Raw genomic sequence first — 26399 nt, 5'->3', positions numbered from 1 at the left:
TAGCCAGACGCTGCGTTAGTGCATGGCCCACTTGGCCATTGGCACCGGTAATTAGAATTTTCATAAACTCTCACATAATGTCGCCCATGACAGACCTTGCTGATCTTTCTCACTGACAATTAATGAAGATTTAATCTCGTGTAATGGCCATTGAATGGCACACGTAACATCATTAAATCGCAAAACTAACTCAGCCTCTGGCTGGTAAAACTGAGTCACTTTGTAATGCACATGCGCACTATCGCTCAGAGTCAGAAACCCATGTGCAATGCCTTCTGGCAGCCAGAGCTGCTGGCCAGCCTCGGAATCTAAAACAAATGAAATGTGTTGGCCAAAAGTAGGCGAATGGGGCCGCGCATCTACAGCCACATCATAAATACGGCCCTGAGTAACACTAACCAACTTGCCCTGCCCTACATTTCTTTGCAGATGCATGCCGCGCAAAACGCCATGATTTGAGCGCGATAAATTATCTTGAACAAAAGTGACATCGCGCCCAACAGCGGCATTAAAACGCTGCGACTGCCAGCACTCTTGAAACCAGCCGCGAGCATCGTGATGACGCTCAGGCTGAATCAATAAAACGCCCGCCAGCGAGGTTTCATGAATTTTCATGGCTAATCCCGGCTCGCTCCAAACGATAAGCGCCGCTCAGCACACGTTGCCACCACGGCTCATTAGCCAAATACCATTGCACCGTTTTACGTAGGCCAGACTCAAAGGTCTCAACGGGACGCCAACCTAATTCACGCTCAACTTTCCCAGCATTTATGGCATAGCGCGCATCATGCCCAGGCCGATCTTTAACAAACGAAATGAGGTCTGCGTATTTCGCTATACCGGCGGGCTTACGCACACCAGCAAGCTCATCGAGTAGCGCACAAATATTGCGCACCACGGTGATATTTTTCTGCTCATTGTGACCGCCGATATTATAGGTCTCGCCCACTACGCCCATGGTCACAACGTGAATCAACGCACGCGCATGATCTTCTACAAAGAGCCAATCGCGAACTTGCAGGCCGTCGCCATAGATCGGCAATGGCTTACCCGCTAGCGCATTTAAAATCATATGCGGAATGAGCTTTTCCGGAAAATGATATGGGCCATAATTATTCGAGCAGTTCGTGATCAGCGTTGGCAAGCCATAGGTACGCTGCCATGCGCGCACCAAATGATCGCTGGCAGCTTTACTGGCCGAGTATGGCGAGCTCGGCGCATAGGGCGTGGTTTCTAGAAATAGATCTTCCGCACCATGCAGGTCGCCATAAACTTCATCGGTGCTGATGTGGTGAAATCGAAAGCTAGCCTTTAGCGCTTCTGGCAGGGCCGTCCAATAACTTCGCGCCGCTTCCAACAAGGTGTAGGTGCCTGTGATATTGGTTTGAATAAATTGATTCGGGTCGTCGATGGAGCGATCAACATGCGACTCCGCGGCCAGATGCATGACGACATCAGGCTGATGCTTAACGAATATGGCATCAAGCGCCGATCGATCGATGATGCTGATGTGGGCAAAGTGATAGCGTGGCGAGTTTGCTACAGCAGCTAAAGACTCAAGGTTTCCGGCATAGCTCAAGCTATCGATGTTGATAACAGTGTGGTCTGTGTTTTCGATTAACTCGCGAACAACAGCCGAGCCAATAAACCCTGCACCACCAGTAAGCAAAATCTTCATCCAATCATGACCTGCTGCCAAATGCGCCGCACCGCTTCGCGCTCGCTACGCAGCTCATCTGCCGCAAGCAACTGCTTCTCATTGGCCAAGGCCTGGCGGTGCCCACGCGCACGAAGGCTGATATATGCCTCCATCAACTGCTGCGCATCCGCTGCTGGCAAAATACCCGCCGTCATAAATGTCTCTAGCAGGCGCATATTGTCCGGCCACTGACAGATTTCAGGGTGCGCATGAGCATGTGCCAGCGCTAGGTATTGCACTAAAAATTCAATATCAACAAGGCCGCCAGGGCCGTGCTTTAAGTCCACTTCGCTCAGATCTTTTGGCGCTAGGTGATCGCGCATTTTTTGCCGCATCTCAACAACTTCAATACGTAGAGATGCGGCGTCGCGTGTGCGCCGTAAAAGCGCTTCGCGCACACCGGCAAAACCTTCCGCCAACGCCTGATCGCCGGCCACCACGCGAGCCCGTACCAAGGCCTGATGCTCCCAGGTCCAAGCATGCTCAGCCTGGTATTTGGCAAAACCATCGAGCGAAGTCACCAGTAAACCTGATGCGCCAGAAGGTCGTAGGCGCATGTCCACGTCATAGAGCAGGCCCGTGGCCATTGCCGTGGTCATCATGTGAATGATTTTTTGCCCTAGGCGCGCGTAAAAACTGGCGGTGTCTAACGGCTTAGCGCCATTGGTTTCACCGGACGGATCGCCATCGTGAATAAACACCAAGTCCAAATCGGAGCCATAGCCAAGCTCAATGCCACCGAGTTTGCCGTAGCCAACAATGATGAACCCTGGCTCACAGTCACTGCCATCGACACGATGCGGTCGGCCATGCTTAGCCACCAATTGATGCCAACACAGATTCAACACTTCTTGCAGCACAACCTCCGCAATCCACGTCAGTGCATCGCTAATTTTCATCAATGGCAATGTGCCTTTCAGGTCCGATGCCGCTACGCGCAACACATGACCTTTTTGGAAAATACGCAGCACATCCATCTGTCGCTCAAGATCATCCTCGGGGATGCGCATGAGCTGCGAACGTAAGTCGGTCGCTAAGACTTCAGCGCTTGGCGGCGCAAACAAAGTGGCGGCATTGAGTAGTTCATCGAGCAAGACTGGATGCCGCGCCAGTGCTTCGGCAATCCATGGGCTGACTGCACAAAGATCCACTAGTCGAGACAGCGCTTCGGGATTTTCAATTAATAGCATCAGGTAAGCCGAGCGCCGCAGCGTTGCTTCGATCAGCGGAAGTACGCGTGACAACGCCAACTCCGGTCGCTCATGCGCTTGGCATTGCGTGACAAGCAAAGGCAGTAGTCGCTTTAAGCGCGCTCGACTAGTACTACCCAGTTGCTGACTAGCACGTGAGTCAATCAGCGCTTGCACAGCCTCTGGCCAGGCATCCATTGCAGCCTCATCTGCAGGCTCAGCCTCACTCGAAACAATCACATCCTGAAAGTAGCTGCTAACTACTGCGCGATGAGCCGCCAGCGCGGCACTAAACATCGGCCAATCGGCATATCCCATTGCCTCTGCTAAGCGCTGACGATCTGAGGCAGCACTGGGTAGCGTTTGTGTTTGTTGGTCATACAAAGCCTGTATGCGGTGCTCGCAATCGCGCAAAAAATAATAAGCCGCTGTCAGTTCATCTACAGCTGCTTGCGGCAATAGCTCACGTTCAGCCAGTAACGGCAACACCGTCAATAACTCACGTGTTTGCAACGGCGTATCGACACCACCGCGAATCAGCTGAAATGCTTGCGCGATAAATTCGATCTCGCGAATACCACCGCTTCCGAGCTTGATATTGTCTTCGCGGTCAAGGCGGCGCACTTCACGTGCAATCATTGATTTCATTTCACGCAGCGACTCAAACACGCCGAAATCAATATAGCGCCGATAAACAAAAGGCTTGAGAGATTTCATCAAGCGCTCACCAGCCGCCAGATCGCCAGCGCATATACGCGCTTTTATAAAAGCATAGCGCTCCCATTCGCGACCATGGCGCTCGTAATAGCTCTCAAGTGCATCAAAGCCAGCAACTAGCGCGGAGCCATCACCCCAAGGCCGCAGGCGCATATCAACGCGAAAGACAAAGCCATCGGCAGTGATTGGATCAAGCAGGGTAATGATGCGCTGCCCAACCTTACTAAAAAACTCTTGGTTGCTAATGCTGCGGCGACCATCGGTTTCGCCCTCTTCTTCGTAGCTGAAAATCAGGTCGATATCGGAGGAGAGATTGAGCTCATAGCCACCTAGTTTTCCCATGCCAATGACCAACATGGCCTGCGACTTACCACTGTCGCCACCTATCGGCTGCCCGTGCAGTAAGGCAACTTCTTGATGCGCTTGCGCCAATGCCACAGCGACTGCAGCATCGGCAAAATACGACAGCTCAGCTGTGAGCTCAGGCATGGTCGACAAGCGCGACATATCGCGAGCAATTAAGCGCATTTGCTCAACACGGCGCCATTGTCGCAGCCGTGCCTGCCAGCGTGGATCAACGCCACGAGCAAGCTCTGGTAATGGACGCGACTCGGCGCTTGGCAGATCAGCTATTTGCGCTTGAGCCAAGGCCTGCCAATCAGCAGCACTCCGCGCCAGCAACAACGATGCCAGCAAAGCCTCGCGCTGCACCGGTGTTAGTAGCTCATATTGCTGGGCGAACCATGGCGACCACGCTAGTGCGTTTTTCAGCAGCTCCATGCCTGTTCCCTTCTAATAGTTTTGCTTAATGCTATCGCGCTCAAATCAGCGCTGATGATGCCACGCACCATAACATTTTGCCGATGCCCAATAACAAAAAGGCCTGCACGAGGCAGGCCTTTTGGCGCAGCTAAAACCGCTAAGCGACTAGCAGCTGTAGTACATATCGAATTCAACTGGGTGAGTCGTCGTGCTAACACGGCGAGCTTCTTCAGTTTTCAACTCAATGTAGGCATCCAACATTTCTTTAGTGAACACGCCACCTTTAAGCAGGAAGTCATGGTCAGCCTTCAGAGCGTCGAGAGCCATTTCTAAGCTGTGAGCTACTGTTGGGATCTTCGCTTCTTCCTCTGGCGGTAAGTCATACAGGTTTTTGTCTGCTGCTTCGCCTGGGTGCATTTTGTTTTGGATGCCATCGAGGCCAGCCATCAACAGCGCAGCAAAACACAGGTAGGGGTTAGCTACGGGGTCTGGGAAGCGCGCTTCAATACGCTTGCCTTTCGGGCTCGACACATAAGGAATACGGATCGAAGCTGAACGGTTGCGTGCCGAATAAGCCAGCATGATGGGCGCTTCGTAATGTGGCACGAGACGCTTATAGCTATTGGTCGAGGGGTTGGTGATCGCGTTCAAAGCGCGGGCATGCTTGATGATGCCGCCGATGAAGAACAAAGCCATTTCCGACAAGCCCGCGTACTGGTCGCCAGCAAACAGGTTTTTGCCATCTTTGGAGATGGACATATGCACGTGCATGCCAGAGCCGTTGTCTCCAACGATGGGCTTAGGCATAAACGTAGCAGTTTTACCGTAGGCGTGAGCCGTGTTGTGAATGGCGTATTTCAGTACCTGCACTTCGTCAGCTTTGCGCACTAGCGTGTTAAAAGTGACACCGATTTCGGCCTGGCAAGTCGCCACTTCGTGGTGCTGCACTTCAACTTTACCTTCGCCAAGCATAGCTTCGATAGCAGTACACATGGCAGCACGTAAATCTTGCGCTGGGTCCATTGGTGGCACGGGGAAGTAGCCGCCTTTGATGCTAGGACGGTGGCCTGAGTTGCCGCCTTCAAATGTGCTGTTGGTTGACCACGCCGCTTCTTCTGCGCTGATTTTCACGCTGCAGCCGGAATAATCGATCTGCCATTTAACGTCGTCAAAAATGAAGAACTCTGGCTCTGGGCCAAAGAATGCAGTGTCGCCAATACCGGTCGACTGCAAATACGCTTCAGCGCGTTTGGCGATGGAGCGTGGATCGCGCTCGTAGCCCTGGCCGGTTGTTGGCTCAATAACGTCGCAGGTAACAACGACGGTGGATTCTTCAAAGAACGGGTCCATGAAAGCGGTTTCAGCATCGGGCATGAGAATCATGTCTGAGGCCTCAATGCCTTTCCAGCCGGCGATGGAGGAACCATCAAACATTTTGCCATCAACGAAAGTATCTTCGTCTATGGTGTGGGCTGGGTAGGAGACATGCTGCTCTTTACCCTTGGTGTCGGTGAAACGAAAGTCTACCCATCTGGCTTCGTTTTCTTTGATCAGATTCAGCACCTTGTTCGACATATTGGCTCCTCCAGAGAGCTGGTGTTCAATTCGAGTAAATGACTAACGAGGCGCAGAGCGCGCGTTGTCTGACTAGGGTTTCAGCAACATCCATGCCAGTCTGAGCAAAACGTCATAAGCTCAGTACTAGCGGCCTTCCGAGCGCTACATTGGTGCTTGCCCTGGGCCACACGCCCCAAAATAAGGCAGAATGCTACGGGAGCGCACCAAAATAATGCACTCCTTGCCATGAGCTCACAGCTCACCGCAAGGCGAGATACAATAGCATTTATTGCTCAAAGACAGCAGAGCCCTTAGGCTAGCTAGCTATATGTTTTATTCACCCTCAAACCTCAGAGTCAGCTTATGACCGACTGCATTTTTTGCAAGATCGCCAACAAAGAAGTCAACGCTCGCATCGTTTATGAAGATGATCGCGTGGTGGCTTTCCACGACTTATTTCCCGCAGCACCAACGCACTTGCTGATTATCCCCAAGCAGCACTACACCACGCTCAATGATGTGCCTGCGAGTGAAGCGCTGATTTTAGGTGAACTGATGACCACTGCCAGCAAGCTCGCCGCCGACTTAGGCGTGGCCGACGATGGCTATCGCGTGGTGATGAATTGCAATGGTAACGGCGGCCAAAGCGTCTACCACATCCACCTGCACTTGCTTGCTGGTCGCAAGCTCACTTGGCCACCAGGTTAAGTCATGAGCCAACGTCAATTAAGCTGGGTCGACAAGCTCATCTGCGAGGCCGACCAAGTCTTGCGCACACTGGCTCGCGATGCCGCCGTGGCACAGCGCCCGTCGCCAGCTATTGCCCATGCTGAAGCAGGCTTATCTGATGAGGAACGCCGCCAAGTGGCCGGCTTTATGCGAGTAAATCATACTGGCGAGGTCTGCGCGCAGGCGCTCTATCAAGGCCAAGCGCTAACCGCAAAGCTGCCAACAGTGCGTAGCGATATGCAGCAAGCAGCTGCCGAAGAAGTTGATCATTTGGCGTGGTGCCAGCAGCGTTTAGATGAGCTGGGCGCGCCGGCTAGCCGCTTAAATCCGCTGTTTTATGGCGCATCGTTTGCTATGGGCGCTTTAGCTGGTTTGGCTGGCGATAAATGGAGCTTGGGCTTTGTTGCCGCGACTGAGGCTCAGGTTTGTGAGCATTTGCAGGGGCATTTAAACCAGCTACCCATGAACGATCGCCGCACCCGCGCGGTACTGGCGCAGATGCATAGCGACGAAGCGGAACATCGGCAAATGGCCATTGATGCCGGCGCCGCTGAATTGCCTGCGCCGGTGCAGCACGCCATGTCGGTGATGGCCAAAGTGATGACAGGAACTACTTATTACGTGTAGTTCCTGTCATGGCTTAGCTGGGCGTTTCTAACACTTCATAGCTATGCGTAACTTCGACGCCACCGGCCTGCAGCATGATCGATGCCGAGCAGTATTTTTCTGCAGAGAGCATAACGGCGCGCTTCACATGCGCCTCATTTAGGCCAATGCCTTCTACGATGAAGTGCACATGAATTTTGGTGAAAACTGCTGGCACGGCGTCGGCGCGTTCGGCATCGAGTACGGCCTCGCAATGAGTGACTTGCTGGCGCGATTTTTTCAGCATGGTCATGACATCAAACGAAGCGCAGCCACCCATGCCCATCAGCAAAAGCTCCATGGGGCGCGGGCCACGATCTAAGCCGCCGTGGTCCGGTGGACCATCCATCACAACCGAATGACCAGTGCCGGACTCGGCGCGGAAGCTGACTTCGCCCTGCCAATGAACGCGTGCTTGCATGATGAACTCCTCTGCTCAAATCGCCTGAGCTTATAAATGCCGTTTGAAAAAAATGCTTAACTAAACAGAGACGCCAGCATCTCGCCTGGCTCAGGCGCGCGCATAAAGGCCTCACCTACTAAGAAACCATTGACGCCATGCTCACGCATCAAGGCAACATCATCGCGCGTGCTAATGCCGCTCTCAGTAATCACTGTGCGCCCCGTTGGGATTTCAGCGAGCAAATCTAGCGTGTTATTGAGCGAGACCTCGAAGCTGTGAAGGTTGCGGTTATTGATACCAACTAGCGGACTACCTAAGGGCAAAGCACGCAGCAGCTCGGCGCGATCATGCACCTCAATTAAGACATCCATATTGTGCTCGCGAGCACAGGCATAGAGCTCATTGAGCTGGGCATCGGAAAGCGCAGCCACGATCAGCAGCACGCAATCGGCACCGATGCCACGCGCTTCAACTACTTGATACGGATCGTAGAGAAAGTCTTTGCGGATTACCGGCAAGTCGCAGGCAGCACGAGCTTGCTTGAGATAAGCATCGCTGCCTTGGAAAAAGTCGACATCGGTCAGCACCGATAAACAGGCAGCGCCACCGGCTTGATACGACGCGGCAATGGCATCGGGCTGAAAGTTTTCGCGAATCACACCTTTCGATGGCGAAGCCTTTTTAATCTCGGCAATTACGCCCGATTGACCTTGCGCAATGCGGCCTTGCACGGCGGCGGTGAAGCCACGCACAGGGCTAGCTTCGCGGGCAAAGTCTTCTTGATTAGCTAGCGAATAACGCTTGCGGCGCGTGGCAACTTCTTCGCGCTTACGCGCCATGATTTTGTCGAGAATAGTACTCACGCTGAGGCCTCCGGGCGCAAGGCACGGGTAAATGAGCGCAGATCATTTAGCTTCTCTAATGCTTGACCGCTACACATTAAGTCATCGGCAAAGGCCACGCCTTGCGCCCAAGTCTGGCAAATGCCGGCAACGTAAATCGCTGCACCAGCATTGAGCGAGATGAGCTGCGCCGCTTTCACTGCCTCGGGCGTGCTGCGCTTGCCCAAGGCATTTTGAATTAGAGCCAGCGATTCAGCCGAATCCGCCACACTCAAACCCACAAGGCTTTGACTGGGCACGCCAAGCGATTCTGGCGTGATGACATACTCTTTCACTTCGCCATTTTTCAGCTCAGCCACGCGGGTGGGCGTGGCTAGCGAAACCTCATCGAGGCCATCATTGGCACACACCACTAATGCATGAACACTGCCCAAACGCATCAGCACCTCCGCCATCGGGCGGCATAACGCAGGGTTAAATACACCGACGACTTGGCGCTTTACAAAGGCCGGATTGGTCAGTGGACCAAGCAAATTAAACAGCGTGCGAATGCCCACTGCTTGTCGAGCCGGCACCGCATACTTCATCGCGCCGTGATGATTCACTGCGAACAAAAAGCCAACACCAACTTCATTGATGCAGCGTGCGACTTGCTCGGCATCGAGCGCCAAATTAACACCAGCAGCTTCGAGCAAGTCGGCGCTACCACTTTTCGATGACACCGCACGATTACCATGCTTAGCCACGCGCGCGCCGGCGGCGGCAACCACCATCGCTGCAGCAGTAGAGACATTAAATAAGTTAGCGCCATCACCACCAGTACCGACGATGTCGACGATGTGCGGATGCTCAGCAAGCACGACCGGCGTGGCGAGCTCGCGCATTACGCGTGCTGCACCTTCAATCTCATCAATCGACTCGCCCTTCATGCGCAATGCCACTAGCAGCGCTGCAATTTGCGCATCGGCCAACTCGCCCTGCATCAGCGCGCGCATGATGTCTTGCATTTCATCCGTGGACAGATTGATGCGCTCGACCAAACGCCCAAGGGAAGCTTTTATGTCCATGCTCATCGCACCTGCTCAAGAAAGTTTTTCAGCAGCGCATGACCTTGCTCACTGAGAATAGATTCGGGGTGAAATTGCACGCCCTCCACTGCCAAGGTTTTATGGCGCAGACCCATTATTTCATCGCGCGAGCCATCGGCATGTTGCGTCCACGCCGTCACCTCTAAGCATTCAGGCAAGGTCTCGGCGCGCACCACTAGCGAGTGGTAACGTGTCGACACCAGCGGGTTGTTAAGGTCGCGAAACACGCCTTGATTGGCGTGATACACCGGCGAGGTTTTGCCATGCATGACCTGCCGTGCGCGCACCACTTCACCGCCATATAACTGGCCGATGCTCTGGTGACCTAAGCACACACCTAAGATAGGGATCTGCCCGGCAAAGCGCTCAATGGCAGCAATCGAAATGCCTGCCTCGGTCGGGGTACATGGGCCCGGCGAGACAACTAAGCGCGATGGCGCTAACTCAGCAATTTGCTCTAGGGTGATTTCATCATTGCGAAAGACACGCACTTCTTCACCGAGCTCGCCGAAATACTGCACGAGGTTGTAAGTGAAGGAGTCGTAATTATCGATCATCAGCAACATGGCTTAGCTCCCAAACCCGGTCGATGCCAGCTCAGCGGCTTTCATGAGCGCACGCGCTTTATTTAAGGTTTCCATCCATTCCAGCTCAGGCACGGAATCGGCGACTACGCCAGCGCCTGCCTGCACATGCATTTGGCCGTCTTTGAGCACGGCGGTGCGAATGGCGATCGCCGTGTCCATCGCACCATTCCACGCTAAATAGCCGACGGCGCCGCCATAAATGCCGCGCTTCACTGGCTCGAGCTCATCGATAATTTCCATCGCACGCACTTTCGGTGCACCCGACAGCGTGCCGGCCGGCAAAGTCGCGCGCAGGACATCGAGCGCCGTCACTTCGGGGCGCAATGTCGCCTCAACATTGGAGACAATGTGCATGACATGCGAATAGCGTTCGATCTTCATTTTTTCAGTCAGGCGCACTTGGCCGATTTGTGCGACGCGACCAACGTCATTGCGACCTAAATCGATAAGCATCAGATGCTCGGCAATCTCTTTCGGGTCGGCCAATAACTCCACTTCGAGCTCACGATCGCGCTCAGGCGTGGCACCGCGCTTGCGTGTGCCGGCAATCGGGCGCACCGAGACTTGGCCATTTTCAACGCGAGCCAAAATTTCTGGACTGGAGCCGACAATATGGAAGTCGTCGCAATGAACAAAGTACATATAAGGCGATGGATTCAGATGTCGCAAGGCGCGATACAGCGACAACGGTGGCTGCACAAATGGCGCACTTAAGCGCTGCGACGGCACGACCTGCATGACATCGCCCGCCAGCACATAATCCTTGATACGGTTCACGCCGGCCTTAAAGTCGGCCTCAGGAAAGCTAGAAACAAAGTCTGCCTCGCACGTGACCTGATCAGGCACAAAGGCATCTTCTGGACGCACGGAGATAGGTTGGCGCAGTACCGCCACCAAATCGTCGATACGCTTTTCAGCATTCGCCAGCGCATCAGCCTGTGCAGGGTCGGCATGGACAACGAGCAGCACCGTGCCCTTGATGTTGTCGAAAACCAAGACTTCATCTGACACCATAAAGAAAATATCTGGCGTGCCAATCGGGTCTGGTTTTACTACGGCGGCCAAACGCTTCTCGACATAACGCACAGTGTCGTAAGAGAAATAGCCGACGAGGCCGCCGCTGAAGCGTGGCAAATGCTCAAGCTCTGGTACGCGATAACGCTCGCGAAACTCATCGACAAAAGCCAATGGGTCATCACAAGTGAACTGTTCGAGCACCACTCCATCACGGCGAATGTCGATCTGATGACCATTGATGCGCAACACCGTTCGTGCTGGCAAGCCGATCATCGAATAGCGGCCCCACTGCTCACCGCCCTGCACCGATTCAAACAAATAGGTGTAAGGCGCGTTCGCCACTTTCAGGTAGCACGACAGAGGAGTATCGAGATCGGCGAGGATTTCGCGCACCACGGGGATGCGGTTATAGCCTTGGGCGGCTAGCCCAGCAAAGGTTTCAGCGTTCATGTGGTTTCACTCAAAAAATGCAGACGGCACAACGTGTTAGCGAGGCAATCACCATCGCCAGCAGAAGCAGTCAACACGGTTGAGCAAACGCATCATGCACACCTAAATTCAGCGGATAGGCGCGACACACCGTCGCGCCTATCACAGAGGTTTGAAAATTAAAGCATGTCGGCCAATGTGGCAACCACGCGATCGGGTTCACTGGCCTCAATGGCTTCGCCGTAATTATAGCCATAGGGCAGTGCCAATACACGCACGCCAGCCGCTTTCGCCGCTTCCACGTCATTGCGCGAGTCACCAATCATCAGGGCTTTGTCGGGAGTTACTGAGAAATGCCGCAGCGAGTGTTGCAGCGGTTCGGGGTGTGGCTTTTTGTGCGTTAAAGAATCGCCGCCCAACACTACGCTGAAATACTCACTGAGTTCGAGCGCATCGAGCAGTGCATTGGCGGGCTTTAGCGGCTTGTTGGTGATGCAGGCCATGTTAATGCCCTGCGCTTTTGCCGCGTCGAGAAACTCACGTACGCCGGGATACACCGTGCTGAATTCGCACACCGCGTCTTCGTAGCGGTGCATAAAAGCGCTCAGCAATTGCTCGTTTTCAATTTGGCGCTGCATGGCGTTATCGAGCTGAGGCCGCACATGCTGCAGGGCGACATCCATTAAGCGTGCGGCACCACGACCAATGCCGTTGCGCACCACTTCATCGGCCACTGGCGGCAGAGCCAAGTCGTCCAGCGCGCGATTGAGCGCAATGGCAATATCGGCAGCGCTATCGGCAAGCGTGCCATCCAAATCAAACATAATGAGTTGCGGTAGACCACCAAACCAACTTTTCAGTTCATCCATGTCGCACACTCCGCTGTTAGAAAGCACTTCGACCAGTCTGCCCTAGCGTTTTGCTTGCGCCAACTCCGCACGCATCGCAGCAATAGCTTCGGCATAACTCGGCGTATTGAAGATTGCCGAACCGGCAACAAACATATCAGCGCCAGCCTCGGCAATTTCACGAATATTTTTCGCGGTCACGCCGCCATCAATCTCTAAACGAATATCACGCCCCGAAGCGTCAATGCGTGCACGTGCTTCACGCAGCTTTGCCAAGGTGCCGGGAATGAATTTCTGCCCACCGAAACCGGGGTTCACGCTCATCAACAAAATCACATCAACCTTATCCATCACATAGTCAAGGTAATGCAGCGGCGTGCCTGGGTTAAACACTAGCCCGCATTTGGCGCCACCCGAGCGTATCAGCTCCAACGAGCGGTCGACATGATCAGAGGCTTCGGGGTGAAAGGTGACGATACTGGCACCCGCTTCAATAAAATCACCAATGAGACGGTCGACCGGGCGCACCATCAAATGCGCATCGATGGGCGCAGTGACGCCGTATTTGCGCAGCGCTTTGCAGACCATCGGACCAATGGTCAGGTTCGGCACATAGTGATTATCCATGACATCGAAATGCACGACATCGGCACCCGCTTCGAGCACGGCATCGACTTCCGCACCAAGGCGAGCAAAGTCAGCAGACAGAATGGATGGTGCAATTAAAAACTCAGTCATAACGCTCTCGTACAGATTAAATTTGGCGGGCGCAGATGGCCGTATCTAGGTCGGTAAGTCGCTGCGGCGTGCCGACATCAACCCAAGGGCCGGGAAAATACTCACCACTGGCACGGCCAGCGGCAATGGCATCATGCAGCAAGGGAGCCAATGGCCGCACACCTTGGCTTAAGCCCTGAAAGAGACTAGGACAATACACGGCCAAGCCGGCATATGTGAAGGCTGAGTCTTCACACTTATCAGTCAGCAACGCCTGCTCTCCAACCACAGGGGCGCCAGATGTGATGCCCTGCAAGCCAAAATCACCCATTAAATTATGCTCAGGATTATCGACTAACACTAAGTGTGCCTGCTTGCCAGGAGCCAACGCCCCGCGCAAGGCAGTCATGTTATAGCGCAGCCAAATATCGCCATTGACCAAGATAAATGGCTCATTGCCGATCAAGCTCAGCGCCTGCACGATGCCACCTGCTGTTTCCAGCGGCTTGCCATCAGGTTCATGCGACCAATGAATTTGCACGCCGAAACTGCGCCCATCCGCCAAAACCTGCTCGAGCTTTTTACCTAGCCATGCAGTATTAATAACGACTTGTGTTATTCCTGCCGCACGCAAAGCTTCAAGATGCCATACGATCAGCGGCTTGCCACCCACCTTGAGTAGAGGCTTCGGCGTGTCATCAGTCAGTGGCCGCATGCGCGTACCCAGACCGGCAGCCAGAATCATTGCTTTCACAAATACGACTCCAATGTCGGCGCAGCACTCGGGTTGCGCGCTAAATATTCGGGCAAAATCCTCAGCAAAATGGCACGTAATGGTGCCAGCTCTGCATACGGCGCTAATTCATCAAGCGCATAGCGATAGACCACAGGAATATCGTTGAGATAGCCATGCTTGCCGTCGCGAAAGCTTAGGCGAGCAAAAATACCCAACACTTTGAGATGGCGTTGCACGGCAATCCAATCGCACCAGCGCGCAAACAAGCTCAAGCTAATATGTCGCTCAAGTTTGCCTGCCTGCTGCAGCTGGCGATGAAATTGCGCAATCCAACGACTGACATCCTCTGCCGGCCAAACCACATAGGCATCGCGCAATAGCGACATCAGATCATAGGTAATTGGCCCTGTTACCGCGTCTTGAAAATCGATAATGCCAAGCTCACCTTCGGGCGTGAGCATGAGATTGCGCGAGTGATAATCACGATGAACAAAGCCGGTGGGCTGCTCTGCAATAGCATCGGCGATCAGACCAAATTGCGCCTCAAGAGCAGCTGCATCAACTTCATTTAAGGTCACGCCCAAGAGCTGCGGAATAAACCAATCACTGAGCAGACGCATTTCTGTTAGCAGGCGCTCACGGTCATAGCTAGGCAAGGCGTAATTGGTTGGCGCAGGGCAATCCAGCATATCGATCAATGCCGTCATCGCGGCACCATAAAGTGTGTTGACCGATGTCGCGCTCAGCTCCGAACCTAACAAGGTGTCGCCCAAATCGGTGAGCAGCATAAATCCTTTCGATGACGACCATGCCAGCACTTGCGGCACACACAGGCCGTGGTCGTGTAACGCACCGGCAATCGCCACGAATGGATGGCAATTTTCCTTTTCGGGTGGCGCATCGACAGCCACTAAACTGCCCTGCGAAAACACTTGGCGGAAGTAGCGGCGAAAGCTGGCATCGCCAGAAATCATCGTTAATGGGCCCATGGCGGAAGACCACTGCGGCTGGCCTTTATGCCAAGCGTGCAGCCATTGCGCGAGCTGTTGCGCGCGGACATCTGAGCTCATTACGGGATTTTCCTAGCTGAACAGGGGTCAATGATTCTATTATCCGTTAAATCCTGATGCGACCCCTGCTTGCGCGCCATGACAAATAAACTTGTAAATACTTCTGCAAAGGTGGCTTTTGCCCGCCTAACCCCTCTGGCTGCAGCACTTTTAGTGCTGCCTAGCGCCGGCTTATCTGCGTCACCATACGGCGTCGAGTCCAATGAAGGACTTTCAGTTTATGCCGCTGCTGAGCGTGACGATGAATTTATTGAGGCTCCTAAGCCACAACGTCCATCATCTTTGCTGATGCAACTGCCTAGCGTTCCTAGTCCGGTCGCTCCAAAATCGGTGAATCAGCCAAGCCCGAGCAGCGCGGTTAATCCGCCTACTACTGCTGAACCGGCAAGAGTTATTGAGCCCGCGAAACCAGCCGACAAAGTTGTCGTGGATGCTCCAGCTGCTGCGACATCGATAGCCGCCACGCCGACTAAAGATCTAGACAGTGTCGATACAGTCGGGACACGCCTAGGCTGGTTAACCACCGCTCAAATCGCACAACTGCCCGACGCCGACAAGCCGCCATTAGATGCCACTTGCCAAGGCGCATGGGCCACGCCTGTGCCATTGAGCACACCATTGGGCGACTTAGACACCTCCGACATCGAGGCTCTAGCCAACTCATTAAGCTATAACGATGAAGGTGGCGCTGATCTCAGCGGCAGCGTGCGCATCACACAGGGCGGCCGCCTGCTCGAAGCCGACAGCGGCAGCATCACGCAAGACCGTAACTTTGGTCGCTTCGATGGCAATGTGCGCATTGCTCAACCCGGCGTATTGCTCACCGGCGAACAAGCGGTAGTGAATATCAACACCAGCGCAGGCCAACTACTCAGCAGCGAGTTTGTCTCGCAAGCCATGCATGCCCACGGCCGCGCCGATCGTATGCGCCGCTTTAGCGACGGCACGCTATTAATCGACCGCGGCATTTACACCACTTGCGCACCAGGTAGTCGTGTCTGGTCATTTGAAGCGAAAGATATTGAGCTCAATCCCAACACCGGCATTGGCGAAGTTTATAGCGCTAAATTGCGCATTCAAGACGTGCCAATTCTGTACTTACCGTACTTCCGCTTTCCAATTGATGATCGCCGCCAAACCGGCATCTTGATTCCGCGCTTTGGTAACACCAACGATGGCGGCTTCGATCTGTCAGTGCCGATTTATTTGAATATTGCACCGCAACTCGATGCCACAGTGACACCGCGTCTGCTGAGCTCGCGCGGTGCCATGCTAGAAACCGAAACTCGCTATTTAACGCATGACTTTGGCAGCGGCGAGCTGAAAGCGGCTATTTTGCCTGGCGATCAAAAAACAGGTGAAGATCGCAAGTCCGCCTCGCTAGATCAGCGCGCTGATTGGCAAAATGGCTGGCGCGCACGTACCTCGCTGAATTATGTCTCAGATAATTTCTATTTCACCGATTTAGGCACTGACCTAAACCTCGCTAACCAAACGCACCAAGAGCGTTTAGGCGAAGTGTTTTACGACACACCAGACTGGCATTTCGTCGCTCGAGCACAAGGCTTTCAAACCATCGACCCCGATCTTTTAGATGTCGATAAGCCCTACTCACGCGTACCGCAATTTCTAGTCACCAGTGAGCGCGAGCGCTTACCGGGCTGGCAACGCAGCATGCGCGCCGAAGTAGCTCGCTTTGAGCGCAATATTGATGATGGCAGCGCGCCCGAAGTCAATGGCACACGCATACGCTTAGATCCAGAGGTTCGCTTTGATTATTCGCAACCTTGGGGCTATCTACGTCCAGCAGCCAAACTCAGCCACTTGAGCTATGCGCTCGATGGCAATGGCGTCACTGGCAATGAAGATACCAGCCTAACTGTGCCAACGCTAAGTCTAGACACAGGCCTAATATTCGAACGCTTCAGCAATAATGGCAGCTCGCAAGTACTTGAGCCACGCTTGTATTACCTCTACGCGCCGAATCGCGACCAAAGCTCATTGCCTAACTTCGACAGCGCCGTGACCACATTTAGCTATGATCAGCTCTTTCGTGATACCCGCTTTTCCGGCGGTGACCGCATCGATGATGCCAACCAGGTCGCTATCGGCTTAACCTCCCGCTGGCTCGACGCCGATGGCTTTGAGCGCCTACAAGCGTCATTAGGCCAAATTGTCTATTTGCGTGACCGCGAGGTTCGCTTAGACCCTGCAGTCGCAGTCGACACCAGCCCCGCATCTAGCTATGCCGGCAATATGACTTTCCGCGCCAATGAAGAAACCAGCTTTTTTGCCGACTTGCTGATGGACTCTGAAGGCTCTCGCCTCTCGCAATACAGCGTTGGCGCTAGCTACTTACCAAAAACAGGCGACCGCCTCTATAACGCCGGCTATCGCTTCCGCCGCGACGACCCAAGCATCGGCCAAAAAGCCGTCAGCCAAACTCAGCTATCCTTCGTTCAACCATTGGGCGTGAACTGGAAAGTGCTCGGCTTATGGAACTACGACATCAAGGAAAAAGAGTCACAAGAGGCCCTCTTTGGCGTATCGTACGAGGCTTGCTGTTGGCAGGTGCGCCTGTTTAAACGCAGCTTTATTGCCGATGCGGCGGCCAACAACAGCCCCACATCTGACCGTAGCCGCGAGGCTATCTTTATTGAAATCGTGCTAAAAGGTTTGGCAGGATTCGGCACTAACGTCGACACCTTGTTTGAGAAAAACGTGTTCGGCTACAACCAACTTGATCACAAAAAGGAAGGCTTTTAATGCGGCGCTATCTGCTGGCACTCACCTGCTTAACGACACTGCTAACTGGCGTATCGCACGCGGCGACAGCGGTCGATCAAGTCGCCGTCATCGTCAACGATGGCGTGATTTTGAAATCTGATATCGAAGCGCGTATGGGCGACCTGCGCTTTCAAGCGCAGCAGCGCGGCGCTCAAGTGCCAGACGATGCGCAGCTATTTGGTGCCGCTCGCGAACAGCTGATCATGGAAAACTTGCAGCTACAACTCGCTAGCCGCAACAGCATTCGCCCTGATGACAATACCGTGAATGCCGCGCTGGCAAATTTAGCCAAGCAAAATGGCTTAAGCCTTGACGCCTTTCGCGCCAAGCTCGACAGCACACCAGGCACTTCGTTCGAGTATTTGCGCAATGCCATTGCTCGCGAGCAAATCATTGAGCGTATGCGCCAACGCCGCATGAACGATCGCATCAATATTACTGATGCCGACATCAATCAGTTTATGGCCACGCCTGCCGGCTCCGAGCTAAACCGACAGCTCGATGTTCAGCTCAATAAAAAGTCAGAAGCTGCCGCGCCCGTTGCAGCGCCAACCATGGAGTATTTAGTCACGCAAGTGCTAGTGCCCGTGGAAGAAAGTGCCAACGCTAAAGAGCAGCTGCGCTTAGCCGATCTCGCCAAGCAAATTCTGCAGTTGCAAGCGCAGGCAATGACTCCCGAGCAGGCCATCGATAGCTTTAAAGGCAAAGCTCCTGAGGCCGCAATTGAGCCATTAGGCTGGCGTAGCACTGCGCAACTGCCCGACTTACTGCAAGCGCCGCTAGAGCGCTTGATCGCTGGTGATGCGCCAGAGCTAATTCGCTCACCGCGCGGCTGGCACTTAATTTGGCTACTGGATCGTCGCGAACTGCGCAGCCCAAACACACTATTGCCGCCACCACCGCCCGTCCCTACTACGGTCGTTAAGCAGCGTGAGGTGCGTCATATCCTCATGCGTCCCAATGACTTGCAGTCTAGCGAAGATATTCGTGAAGTCATGAATGTGCTTTATAAGAAGCTGAAAAATGGCGCCGACTTTGCTGAGTTAGCACGCATCAATTCGCAAGACCCAGGCTCTGCAGTAAAAGGTGGCGACTTGGGCTGGGTTTCGCCCGGCGACATGGTGCCTGCGTTCGACAGCATGATTGGGCAAACACCGATCGGTGCTATTAGCCAACCATTCCAAAGTAGTTTTGGCTGGCATATTTTGCGCGTCGATGGCGAGCGTGAAAAAGATATGCGCGAAACCGTTCTGCGTGATCGTGCTAAGCAGATTCTCTTTGCTCGAGCCTATGACGAAGAGCTTGGGGCATGGCTACGTGAGCTTCGCGCAGAAGCCTATGTCGACTTCCGTGGCAGCAACTAAGCCCTACTACTCTGCCGCCAAACGATAACCAACGCCGAGCTCCGTTAGCAAATAACGGGGCTCGCTTGGATTGGCTTCAATTTTCTGTCGCAGTTGCCGCAAATAAATCCGCAAATAGTGGGTGTCATCGCCATGATGGCGTCCCCATACCGCCTGCAATAGCTGAGCATGCGTGACCACTCGCCCAGCCGATTGCGCCAAAATGGCCAACATCTGAAACTCTTTCGGCGTTAATCTCACCGGCTCACCGGCCAGAGTGACTTGGCGCTGTGCTAAATCAATAAACAACTCAGCCACCGAATATTGCTGACTAATTGGCGTACTTTCGAGCCGCCTCCTCTGCGCCACGCGTAAGCGCGCTAAAAGCTCAGCCACACCAAATGGCTTGGTTAAGTAATCCTCCGCACCGGCATCAAGCGCTGCAATTTTTTCCTCTTCGCGGCTGCGTGCCGATACCACAATAACTTGCGCTGCACAGCGCTCTTTCAGCTGCGGCAATAGCTGAAGGCCATCAATATCTGGCAGGCCAAGATCGAGCAATATCAGTGCTGGATCATCTACGGCCACACGCGCTAAAGCTTCATTCCCCGACATCGCGGTGGTGACGACGTAGCCTTGAGCCGTCAGCGCCGTCGATAGTAATCGCACCAGGCTGGACTCATCTTCAATCACTAAAATATCAACGCTCATGCCTAGTCCCTACCTTCGGTCGCTGCATTAGCTACTGCTGTTTGAGCACTATTGCTTGGCAATGCAAGCTCATCGTCATCTGAAGCTTCATCGTAGTCGAGCATGGGTTGCGCGCTCGTCGGCAAGCTCAGAGTAAAACGTGCACCTTGCGGATCTCGACTACTCGCCACAATGCTTCCGTCATGGGCATCCATAATGGCACGACAAATCGTCAAGCCTAGCCCAGCGCCCGGTGCAGAACCCACGCTGTCGCCACGATAAAATTTCTGAAACAGCATGCTAGGGTCTTCACTAAAGCCCGGGCCATTGTCACTAATGGTCAAAGTCACAACATCGGCAAGAACCTTGGCGCGCACAGTAACCACAGTCTGCTCTGGCGTGTATTTACCAATATTTTCAAATAAATTGGCGAATACTCGCTCTAATAAACGTGGGTCAAAGCGCAGCAACGGCAAGTCATCAGGCAGTTCTACACGAATTTCTCGCGGCGCTAATGCACGACGCCATACCGCCAGAGCAGCGCCTAATACCTCTTCCAAGGCCTGCCAGTCTTGCTGCAGTTTTACCGGGCCGGACTCAAGTCGCGCTAACTCCAGCAAATTCTCAACGAGCACCTGCATGCGCCGCGACTCATCATAAATAAGACTCATGAGTTCGCGCTGAGCGGGCTCATCTAAGGTGATTTCATCAGACATTAACGATGAGCTCGCACCCACTAGACTTGCCAATGGCGTGCGCAAATCATGCGATAGCGCGCTTAATACCGAGTTGCGAAGGCGTTCGGTCTCTAGCTCACGGGTATAGCGATACAGCCGGTCTAGCTCGCGCGCCCGCTCGGTAGCGACCAGTGCTTGATCTCGCCAACGCGTGGTGAGCTGGCTAATAAACCAACTCAAACCGACAGTAATAAATAGCGTTAAGGCGTACTGCCCCGTTTCCGCAACATCCAAAAATGCCCATGGCACATAGAGCACGGCATAAGCCAAACCACCCAGCACCGACGCCAACACAGCTGCGCCACGACCGCCCCAATAGGCCACCATGACGGCGGCCATAACAAATAGTAAGACGAGATTTGGTAGCGACACATAGGGCTGCAATAGCCATGCGAGCAAGGTAGTCGCCGCCAACACGCTGAGCGCAAAAACGTATGGGCGTAAACTCAGCCACGACAACATAACGCTCTCCATGAAAGGCCACATAAAAAGCGTGTGTGAAAATAACTACGCCGATTTTACGGGATTTTTACTTGGCGGCGCGGAGCAATCATCTAACAATAGCCAAGTCGTTAATCAGGCCACCTCTGCTGGCCATAACACCTGCACTGCAGCCCTTTGCGGTAGGCCTCCAGCGCAGAGCGTCCGACGTCGGCATTCACTCCCCTCTCAGGTTGCCTATGGCACAATGGCGTGAATGACCGACGCACGGGATGCACCTTCGCATGTCACACCCTCATATCATTTCACGCCTAGCGCTAACGCCCGGCGAACCCGCTGGCATTGGCCCCGATCTGCTTGTGCAGATTGCCCAAGAGTCGTGGCCGGCGCAACTCATTGCCATTAGCGATAGCGCCATGCTGCTGCGTGCTGCTGCGCGCTTGAAGCTGCCGCTGAGCTGTAGCGCTTGGCAGCCTAACTCACCTGCTTCAGAGCATACGCCTGGGCATTTGTGGGTTTGCGAAACGCCATTGCCCGAACAGGAGCAGCCCGGCCAACTCAATACCGCACTAGTGCCTGCAGTCTTGGCCTCACTAACCCGTGCCTGCGATGGTTGTCTAGATGGTGGCTTCGATGCATTAATAACTGCCCCGCTGCACAAGGCGGTGATTAACGACGCTGGCATTGCCTTCAGCGGCCACACCGAGTTTCTGCAAGAGCGATGCGGCGTTGAGCGCGTGGTGATGATGCTGACCTGCCCCGGCTTGCGCGTGGCGCTGGCTACGACGCACTTACCCTTGCGCGATGTTGCCGATGCCATCACGCCGACACGCCTGAAGCAGGTGTTACGAATTTTGCACGCCGATTTACGCGATAAGTTTGGTATTGCTCAGCCGCGAATTTATGTCACTGGCCTGAATCCGCACGCCGGCGAGGGTGGGCATTTGGGCCGCGAAGAAATTGAAATTATTGAGCCCACACTCGCGGCCTTGCGCGAAGAAGGTTTAAGCCTCATCGGCCCACTGCCCGCCGACACACTGTTTACGCCACAGCATTTGCAGCAGGCCGATGCCGTCTTGGCGATGTATCATGACCAAGGTTTGCCGGTGCTAAAACACGCTGGCTTCGGCAATGCCGTGAACATCACGCTAGGCCTACCAATTATTCGCACCTCAGTTGATCACGGCACCGCGCTCACACTCGCCGGCACCGGTCTTGCCAATGCCGGCAGCTTGAAAGCCGCCATCCATGAGGCACTTGCCATGATCAACGCTAGACGCTCGCTATTGGGCACACAGGATTTACTCGTATGAACTCACCTCGCCCAAAGCGCCGCCCATCAGGAAAAGCTGTTGAGGGCCATGTTGTACGCAAACGCTTTGGCCAAAACTTTCTCCATGATGAGCGCGTGATTCAGCAAATCGTCGCCAGCTTCACGCCAATTCCTGGCCAATCAGTGGTGGAAATTGGTCCAGGCTTAGCAGCACTGACAAAGTTTTTATTGCCAGCCGTTGAGCGCCTGCACGTCATCGAGCTCGATCGTGACTTAGCTGCTCGTTTGCCAAAAACACTGGCAGGTCTCGGCGAGCTGATCATTCACGAAGGCGATGCGCTGAAGTTCGATTTCAGCACCTTGGCGAGTGCCGATGCGCCGATTCGTGTCATTGGCAACCTGCCCTATAACATCTCCACACCGCTGATTTTTCATTTGCTTAGCCATAGCGAACTGATCGTCGACATGACTTTTATGCTGCAGAAGGAGGTGGTCGATCGGCTGTGCTCAGGCCCCGGCGATTCAGCCTATGGACGACTGAGTGTGATGACGCAATATCGCTGCTTGCCCGAATGGCTATTTGATGTGCCGCCAGAGGCATTTAATCCGCCGCCGAAAGTGATGTCGGCGATCATTCGCCTCACGCCACACGCTGTGTTGCCACATCCTTGCCGTGATGAAAAACTGCTCGGCGAAGTTGTCGGCACTGCATTTACTATGCGCCGAAAAACCTTACGCAATGCCCTAGGAAAATACCCCGCCAGCGCATTGGAAAAGGCTGGCGTAAACTTAGGTGCTCGCCCTGAAACCTTGTCAGTGGCAGACTATGTAGCCATTACACACGCCCTTTTGGACGAACCCACATGAGCCAATCAGTGCAAGCAACCGACGAGCGCGGCATCCGCGTATCGGTGCGCAGCGAATACCTTGCAGAGCCATCGAGCCCGAGTGATCAGCGTTATGTGTTTGCCTATCACATTCATATTAAAAACGAAGGCACGCGCACCGTGCGCCTGCTAACACGGCACTGGATCATCACCAATAGCGAAGCCAGCGTGCAGGAAATTCGCGGCGATGGCGTGATTGGCGAGCAGCCCGTTTTAGCCCCGGGCGAATTTTTCGAATACACCAGTGGCACCGTGATCGAAACGCCGGTGGGCAGCATGCACGGCTCCTATGGCATGCTCGATGATATTGGCGAGCGCTTCGAATCGCCGATTCCTGCCTTCACGCTGGCTATCCCTCGCGTACTAAACTGATGCGCCATTTTCTCATCGGCGATGTGCAAGGTTGTCGAGCCGCGCTCGAAGACTTATTAGTGCGCATCGCCTTTGATCCAGCGACCGATCATGTGTTTTTTGCTGGTGATTTAGTCGCACGCGGGCCAGATTCACTTGGCACATTGCGGCTTATTAAAAATCTTGGTTCAGCTGCCAGCACCGTGCTCGGCAACCATGACTTGCACTTGTTAGCAGCCTTTCACGGCCATGCCAGAGTGAAGCCAAAAGATCTCACACAGCCGATTCTAGATGCATTCGATGCCACTGAGCTCATGCGCTGGCTGCAGCAACAGCCGCTGCTGATCACACTGCCCACAGGCGATGTGCTGACCCATGCAGGTCTACCGCCAAGCTGGTCTTTTGAGCAGGCGCAAACGCTCGCCTTTGAGGTTGAAACCATCCTACGCAGCGAACACGCCGCTGGTTTTTTTGCCGCCATGTATGGCAACGAGCCCAGTGCGTGGAGCGATGACTTAGCTGGCACCGATCGCCTGCGCGTCATCACCAATCATTTCACTCGCATGCGTTTAATCGACGCCGATGGCCAGTTAAATTTTCAGCACAAAACTGGCAATAGCGATCTGCCCGAAGGCTTTAAGGCATGGTTTGATTGGCCGGCTCTGCGCCCTGTTGCCCAGCGCGTATTTTTCGGCCATTGGGCAGCGCTCGACAGCATCACTCATCAAACCCATGCCATCGCACTCGATAGCGGCTGCGTCTGGGGCAAATACCTCACGGCCTATTGCCTAGAGACCGGCGAACGCACGACCAGTACACCGGGGCTGACATGAGCCCGCAGATTTATCGCGTTGGCGGTGCCGTGCGTGATGAGCTGCTCAGCCTGCCGGTACATGACATCGATTATGTGGTGGTAGGCGCAACACCGGAATGGCTAACCGATCAAGGCTATCGCCAAGTTGGACATGAATTCCCCGTGTTTTTGCATCCCGAAACGCAGGCCGAATACGCTTTAGCGCGCACCGAGCGCAAACAAGGCGCGGGCTATCATGGCTTTATTTGCGACTTTCATCCTGATGTGAGTTTGGAGGCCGATCTTGAGCGCCGCGACCTCACCATCAACGCCATGGCCAAAGCTGACGATGGCGCGCTAATCGACCCCTACGGTGGCCAACAAGACTTAGCCGACCGATTACTGCGACACGTCTCACCGGCGTTTGCTGAAGATCCACTGCGTGTGCTGCGCGTTGCACGATTTGCCGCACGTTTTCATAGTCTTGGCTTTCGCGTGGCCAACGATACATTAGCGCTGATGCGCGAACTGGCAGAGTCAGGCGAACTAGCACTGCTAACGCCCGAGCGCGTGTGGCAAGAAACCGAACGTGCGCTAATGAGCGACGCACCGCAGATTTATTTCCAAGTACTGCGCGATTGTGGCGCGCTAAAGATCTGTTTTCCCGAAGTCGATGCGCTCTTTGGTGTGCCCCAGCGCGCGGATTATCACCCCGAAATAGACACCGGCGTGCACACGCTAATGGCCTTAGGCCAGGCCGCGCGCCTGCAAGCCTCAAGCGCTGTCCGCTTTGCTGTGCTCGTGCATGATCTCGGCAAAGCCCTAACGCCAGACCCTGTTTTACCAAGCCATACCGGCCATGAAGTTCGCGGCCTGCCATTGATCGATGCGCTCTGCGCTCGCCTAAAAGTGCCGGCGACACATCAGGCCTTAGCTCGCGTCGTTGGCGAGTTTCATCTTGACTGCCATCGCGCCAACACACACTCGGCAGAAGTTTTACTTGATCGTTTGCAGCGCGTAGATGCATGGCGCCGACACGAGCGCCTAGGCGAGTTTCTCAATGCCTGCGAGGCCGATGCTCGTGGACGCACAGGCTTGGAAGATCGCCCGTATTGGCAGCGCGATTTTTGGTTAGGCGCTGCTGCTGCCTGTCATATCGACAATGCCGCGCTTGTTGCGCAAGGTTATCGTGGTGCGGAAATGGCTAACGCCATTGCGGCCATACGACTAGAAAGACTGACTGAATTTAAGGCGAGTTGGCAGGCTAAGCATGAATAATTCTGACGCTCCCGTTGCGCTAATCACAGGTGCTGCAAAGCGAGTTGGCGCAGCCATTACTGAGCAGTTACACGCCTTAGGCTGGCGCGTATTGGTGCATTGCCATCACAGCGAGGCCGATGCTGAAAGCCTGTGCCAGCGCCTAAATCTCCAGCGCTTAGATTCAGCGCACTATCTCGTCGCCGACCTTAGCGATGCAAATGCAATTACAGCACTAGCCGAGAAAGCACAGGCGCATTGGGGGCGACTCGATGCATTGGTGAACAACGCCTCCAGCTTCTACCCCACGCCCTTTGGTGGTGCCACGCAAAATGACTGGGACCTTCTTTTCGCTAGCAATGCGCGCGCTCCGTATTTCCTAAGCCAAGCGCTGCGGCCTGCATTGGCAGCACGTGGCGCTGGCGCCATCGTCAATATCATTGATATTCACGCTGCATATCCGCTGCAAGATCACAGCCTCTACTGCATGGCAAAAGCAGCCAATGCCGCCATGACTCGGGCACTAGCAAAGGAGCTGGCACCTGCTATTCGTGTCAATGGTGTGTCGCCAGGCGCAATTGCCTGGCCCGAAGGTAGCGGTGAAATGAGTGAGGCAATGAAGACCGAGATCTTGCGCACCGTGCCCATGGGGCGAGTTGGCGGCGTTGAGGCAGTTGCTGAAGCAGTGGTGTTTTTAATTACTGGGACTAGCTACATCAATGGTCAGATTATCGCTGTCGATGGCGGTCGCACGGTCTGGGGCTGAGCCCGCCGACAACAGGCCTAGCGCTCGTTAAGTAACAA

General features: G+C 54.3%; 25 protein-coding genes. 10 read left to right on the top strand and 15 right to left on the bottom strand.

The features are described from left to right. Nucleotides 1-60 precede the first annotated feature (60 nt). From rfbC to glnA, 4 genes are all read right to left on the bottom strand, one after another. Nucleotides 61-615 (bottom strand): dTDP-4-dehydrorhamnose 3,5-epimerase, encoded by a 555-nt coding sequence (gene rfbC / locus AC3DKE_RS05515; protein WP_487990189.1) that lies wholly within the window; start codon nucleotides 613-615, stop codon nucleotides 61-63. Continuing rightward, a complete protein-coding gene (gene rfbB, locus AC3DKE_RS05510) occupies nucleotides 602-1678 on the bottom strand; it encodes a dTDP-glucose 4,6-dehydratase (RefSeq protein ID WP_487990188.1) in 1077 nt (358 codons plus the stop codon). The genes rfbC and rfbB overlap by 14 nt, the downstream gene beginning before the upstream one ends. Further along, on the bottom strand, nucleotides 1675-4386 hold the full coding sequence (glnE, locus tag AC3DKE_RS05505) for a bifunctional [glutamate--ammonia ligase]-adenylyl-L-tyrosine phosphorylase/[glutamate--ammonia-ligase] adenylyltransferase (RefSeq protein WP_487990187.1): 2712 nt from the start codon (nucleotides 4384-4386) through the stop codon (nucleotides 1675-1677). The genes rfbB and glnE overlap by 4 nt, the downstream gene beginning before the upstream one ends. Before the next feature lie 147 nt (nucleotides 4387-4533). Further along, nucleotides 4534-5943, bottom strand: a complete 1410-nt coding sequence (glnA, locus tag AC3DKE_RS05500) for a type I glutamate--ammonia ligase (RefSeq protein ID WP_340675417.1) — start codon at nucleotides 5941-5943, stop codon at nucleotides 4534-4536. 345 nt (nucleotides 5944-6288) lie between these two features. On the opposite strand from glnA, the gene AC3DKE_RS05495 reads away from it, so the two are divergent. Further along, nucleotides 6289-6633, top strand: a complete 345-nt coding sequence (locus tag AC3DKE_RS05495) for a histidine triad nucleotide-binding protein (RefSeq protein ID WP_340675416.1) — start codon at nucleotides 6289-6291, stop codon at nucleotides 6631-6633. Between the two features lie 3 nt (nucleotides 6634-6636). Then, entirely contained in the window at nucleotides 6637-7281 is a 645-nt protein-coding gene (gene coq7 / locus AC3DKE_RS05490; protein ID WP_340675415.1) for a 2-polyprenyl-3-methyl-6-methoxy-1,4-benzoquinone monooxygenase, read from the top strand. A gap of 13 nt (nucleotides 7282-7294) precedes the next feature. Here coq7 and AC3DKE_RS05485 read toward each other — a convergent pair whose 3' ends face one another. The 9 genes from AC3DKE_RS05485 to AC3DKE_RS05445 form a co-directional block, all read right to left on the bottom strand. Continuing rightward, complete coding sequence (locus tag AC3DKE_RS05485) at nucleotides 7295-7720, bottom strand: OsmC family protein (RefSeq protein ID WP_411729485.1); 426 nt, start codon at nucleotides 7718-7720, stop codon at nucleotides 7295-7297. A 56-nt stretch (nucleotides 7721-7776) separates the two neighbouring features. Then, on the bottom strand, nucleotides 7777-8565 hold the full coding sequence (trpC, locus tag AC3DKE_RS05480; protein WP_487990186.1) for an indole-3-glycerol phosphate synthase TrpC: 789 nt from the start codon (nucleotides 8563-8565) through the stop codon (nucleotides 7777-7779). Then, nucleotides 8562-9611 carry an anthranilate phosphoribosyltransferase gene (gene trpD, locus AC3DKE_RS05475; RefSeq protein ID WP_411729585.1) on the bottom strand — a complete coding sequence of 350 codons (1050 nt, stop codon included), beginning with the start codon at nucleotides 9609-9611 and terminating at the stop codon, nucleotides 8562-8564. The genes trpC and trpD overlap by 4 nt, the downstream gene beginning before the upstream one ends. 2 nt (nucleotides 9612-9613) lie before the next feature. After that, nucleotides 9614-10198, bottom strand: a complete 585-nt coding sequence (locus AC3DKE_RS05470; protein ID WP_340675411.1) for an aminodeoxychorismate/anthranilate synthase component II — start codon at nucleotides 10196-10198, stop codon at nucleotides 9614-9616. Nucleotides 10199-10201: 3 nt separating this feature from the next. After that, nucleotides 10202-11686, bottom strand: a complete 1485-nt coding sequence (gene trpE, locus AC3DKE_RS05465) for an anthranilate synthase component I (RefSeq protein ID WP_487990185.1) — start codon at nucleotides 11684-11686, stop codon at nucleotides 10202-10204. A gap of 158 nt (nucleotides 11687-11844) precedes the next feature. Next, nucleotides 11845-12534 carry a phosphoglycolate phosphatase gene (locus tag AC3DKE_RS05460; protein ID WP_340675409.1) on the bottom strand — a complete coding sequence of 230 codons (690 nt, stop codon included), beginning with the start codon at nucleotides 12532-12534 and terminating at the stop codon, nucleotides 11845-11847. Between the two features lie 42 nt (nucleotides 12535-12576). Next, nucleotides 12577-13251: a ribulose-phosphate 3-epimerase gene (gene rpe / locus AC3DKE_RS05455; RefSeq protein WP_340675408.1), complete on the bottom strand. Its 675-nt coding sequence runs from the start codon at nucleotides 13249-13251 to the stop codon at nucleotides 12577-12579. 16 nt (nucleotides 13252-13267) lie between these two features. After that, nucleotides 13268-13984, bottom strand: a complete 717-nt coding sequence (murU, locus tag AC3DKE_RS05450) for an N-acetylmuramate alpha-1-phosphate uridylyltransferase MurU (protein WP_379071009.1) — start codon at nucleotides 13982-13984, stop codon at nucleotides 13268-13270. Further along, a complete protein-coding gene (locus tag AC3DKE_RS05445; RefSeq protein ID WP_411729486.1) occupies nucleotides 13981-15036 on the bottom strand; it encodes an aminoglycoside phosphotransferase family protein in 1056 nt (351 codons plus the stop codon). Before AC3DKE_RS05445 ends, murU begins: the two co-directional genes overlap by 4 nt. A gap of 78 nt (nucleotides 15037-15114) precedes the next feature. Between AC3DKE_RS05445 and AC3DKE_RS05440 the strand changes: the two genes are divergently transcribed. Together AC3DKE_RS05440 and AC3DKE_RS05435 are read left to right on the top strand one after the other, a co-directional pair. Then, nucleotides 15115-17802, top strand: coding sequence for an LPS-assembly protein LptD (locus AC3DKE_RS05440; RefSeq protein WP_340675405.1), 2688 nt, complete (start codon nucleotides 15115-15117; stop codon nucleotides 17800-17802). Beyond that, a complete protein-coding gene (locus tag AC3DKE_RS05435; RefSeq protein WP_411729487.1) occupies nucleotides 17802-19187 on the top strand; it encodes a peptidylprolyl isomerase in 1386 nt (461 codons plus the stop codon). Before AC3DKE_RS05440 ends, AC3DKE_RS05435 begins: the two co-directional genes overlap by 1 nt. A gap of 6 nt (nucleotides 19188-19193) precedes the next feature. On the opposite strand, the gene AC3DKE_RS05430 is transcribed toward AC3DKE_RS05435, so the two are convergent. Beyond that, the gene (locus tag AC3DKE_RS05430; protein ID WP_340675403.1) at nucleotides 19194-19877 is read right to left on the bottom strand and encodes a response regulator; all 684 of its coding nucleotides are present in this window, start codon (nucleotides 19875-19877) and stop codon (nucleotides 19194-19196) included. Nucleotides 19878-19879: 2 nt separating this feature from the next. Then, a complete protein-coding gene (locus AC3DKE_RS05425; protein ID WP_340675402.1) occupies nucleotides 19880-21055 on the bottom strand; it encodes a sensor histidine kinase in 1176 nt (391 codons plus the stop codon). A 263-nt stretch (nucleotides 21056-21318) separates the two neighbouring features. On the opposite strand from AC3DKE_RS05425, the gene pdxA reads away from it, so the two are divergent. Genes pdxA through AC3DKE_RS05395 form a run of 6 tightly spaced genes read left to right on the top strand, consistent with a single transcriptional unit; the run spans nucleotide 21319 to nucleotide 26361 of the window. Then, the gene (pdxA, locus tag AC3DKE_RS05420) at nucleotides 21319-22347 is read left to right on the top strand and encodes a 4-hydroxythreonine-4-phosphate dehydrogenase PdxA (RefSeq protein WP_340675401.1); all 1029 of its coding nucleotides are present in this window, start codon (nucleotides 21319-21321) and stop codon (nucleotides 22345-22347) included. Beyond that, nucleotides 22344-23174, top strand: coding sequence for a 16S rRNA (adenine(1518)-N(6)/adenine(1519)-N(6))-dimethyltransferase RsmA (gene rsmA, locus AC3DKE_RS05415; protein WP_340675400.1), 831 nt, complete (start codon nucleotides 22344-22346; stop codon nucleotides 23172-23174). Before pdxA ends, rsmA begins: the two co-directional genes overlap by 4 nt. Beyond that, nucleotides 23171-23566, top strand: coding sequence for a Co2+/Mg2+ efflux protein ApaG (gene apaG / locus AC3DKE_RS05410; protein WP_340675399.1), 396 nt, complete (start codon nucleotides 23171-23173; stop codon nucleotides 23564-23566). The genes rsmA and apaG overlap by 4 nt, the downstream gene beginning before the upstream one ends. Further along, nucleotides 23566-24378, top strand: coding sequence for a symmetrical bis(5'-nucleosyl)-tetraphosphatase (locus tag AC3DKE_RS05405; protein ID WP_340675398.1), 813 nt, complete (start codon nucleotides 23566-23568; stop codon nucleotides 24376-24378). The genes apaG and AC3DKE_RS05405 overlap by 1 nt, the downstream gene beginning before the upstream one ends. After that, nucleotides 24375-25616: a multifunctional CCA addition/repair protein gene (locus AC3DKE_RS05400; RefSeq protein WP_411729488.1), complete on the top strand. Its 1242-nt coding sequence runs from the start codon at nucleotides 24375-24377 to the stop codon at nucleotides 25614-25616. The genes AC3DKE_RS05405 and AC3DKE_RS05400 overlap by 4 nt, the downstream gene beginning before the upstream one ends. Next, complete coding sequence (locus AC3DKE_RS05395) at nucleotides 25609-26361, top strand: pteridine reductase (protein ID WP_411729489.1); 753 nt, start codon at nucleotides 25609-25611, stop codon at nucleotides 26359-26361. The genes AC3DKE_RS05400 and AC3DKE_RS05395 overlap by 8 nt, the downstream gene beginning before the upstream one ends. Nucleotides 26362-26399: the final 38 nt, after the last annotated feature.

The organism is Paraperlucidibaca sp., from assembly GCF_982810325.1.
This window is presented reverse-complemented; position numbering and strand designations above follow the sequence as displayed.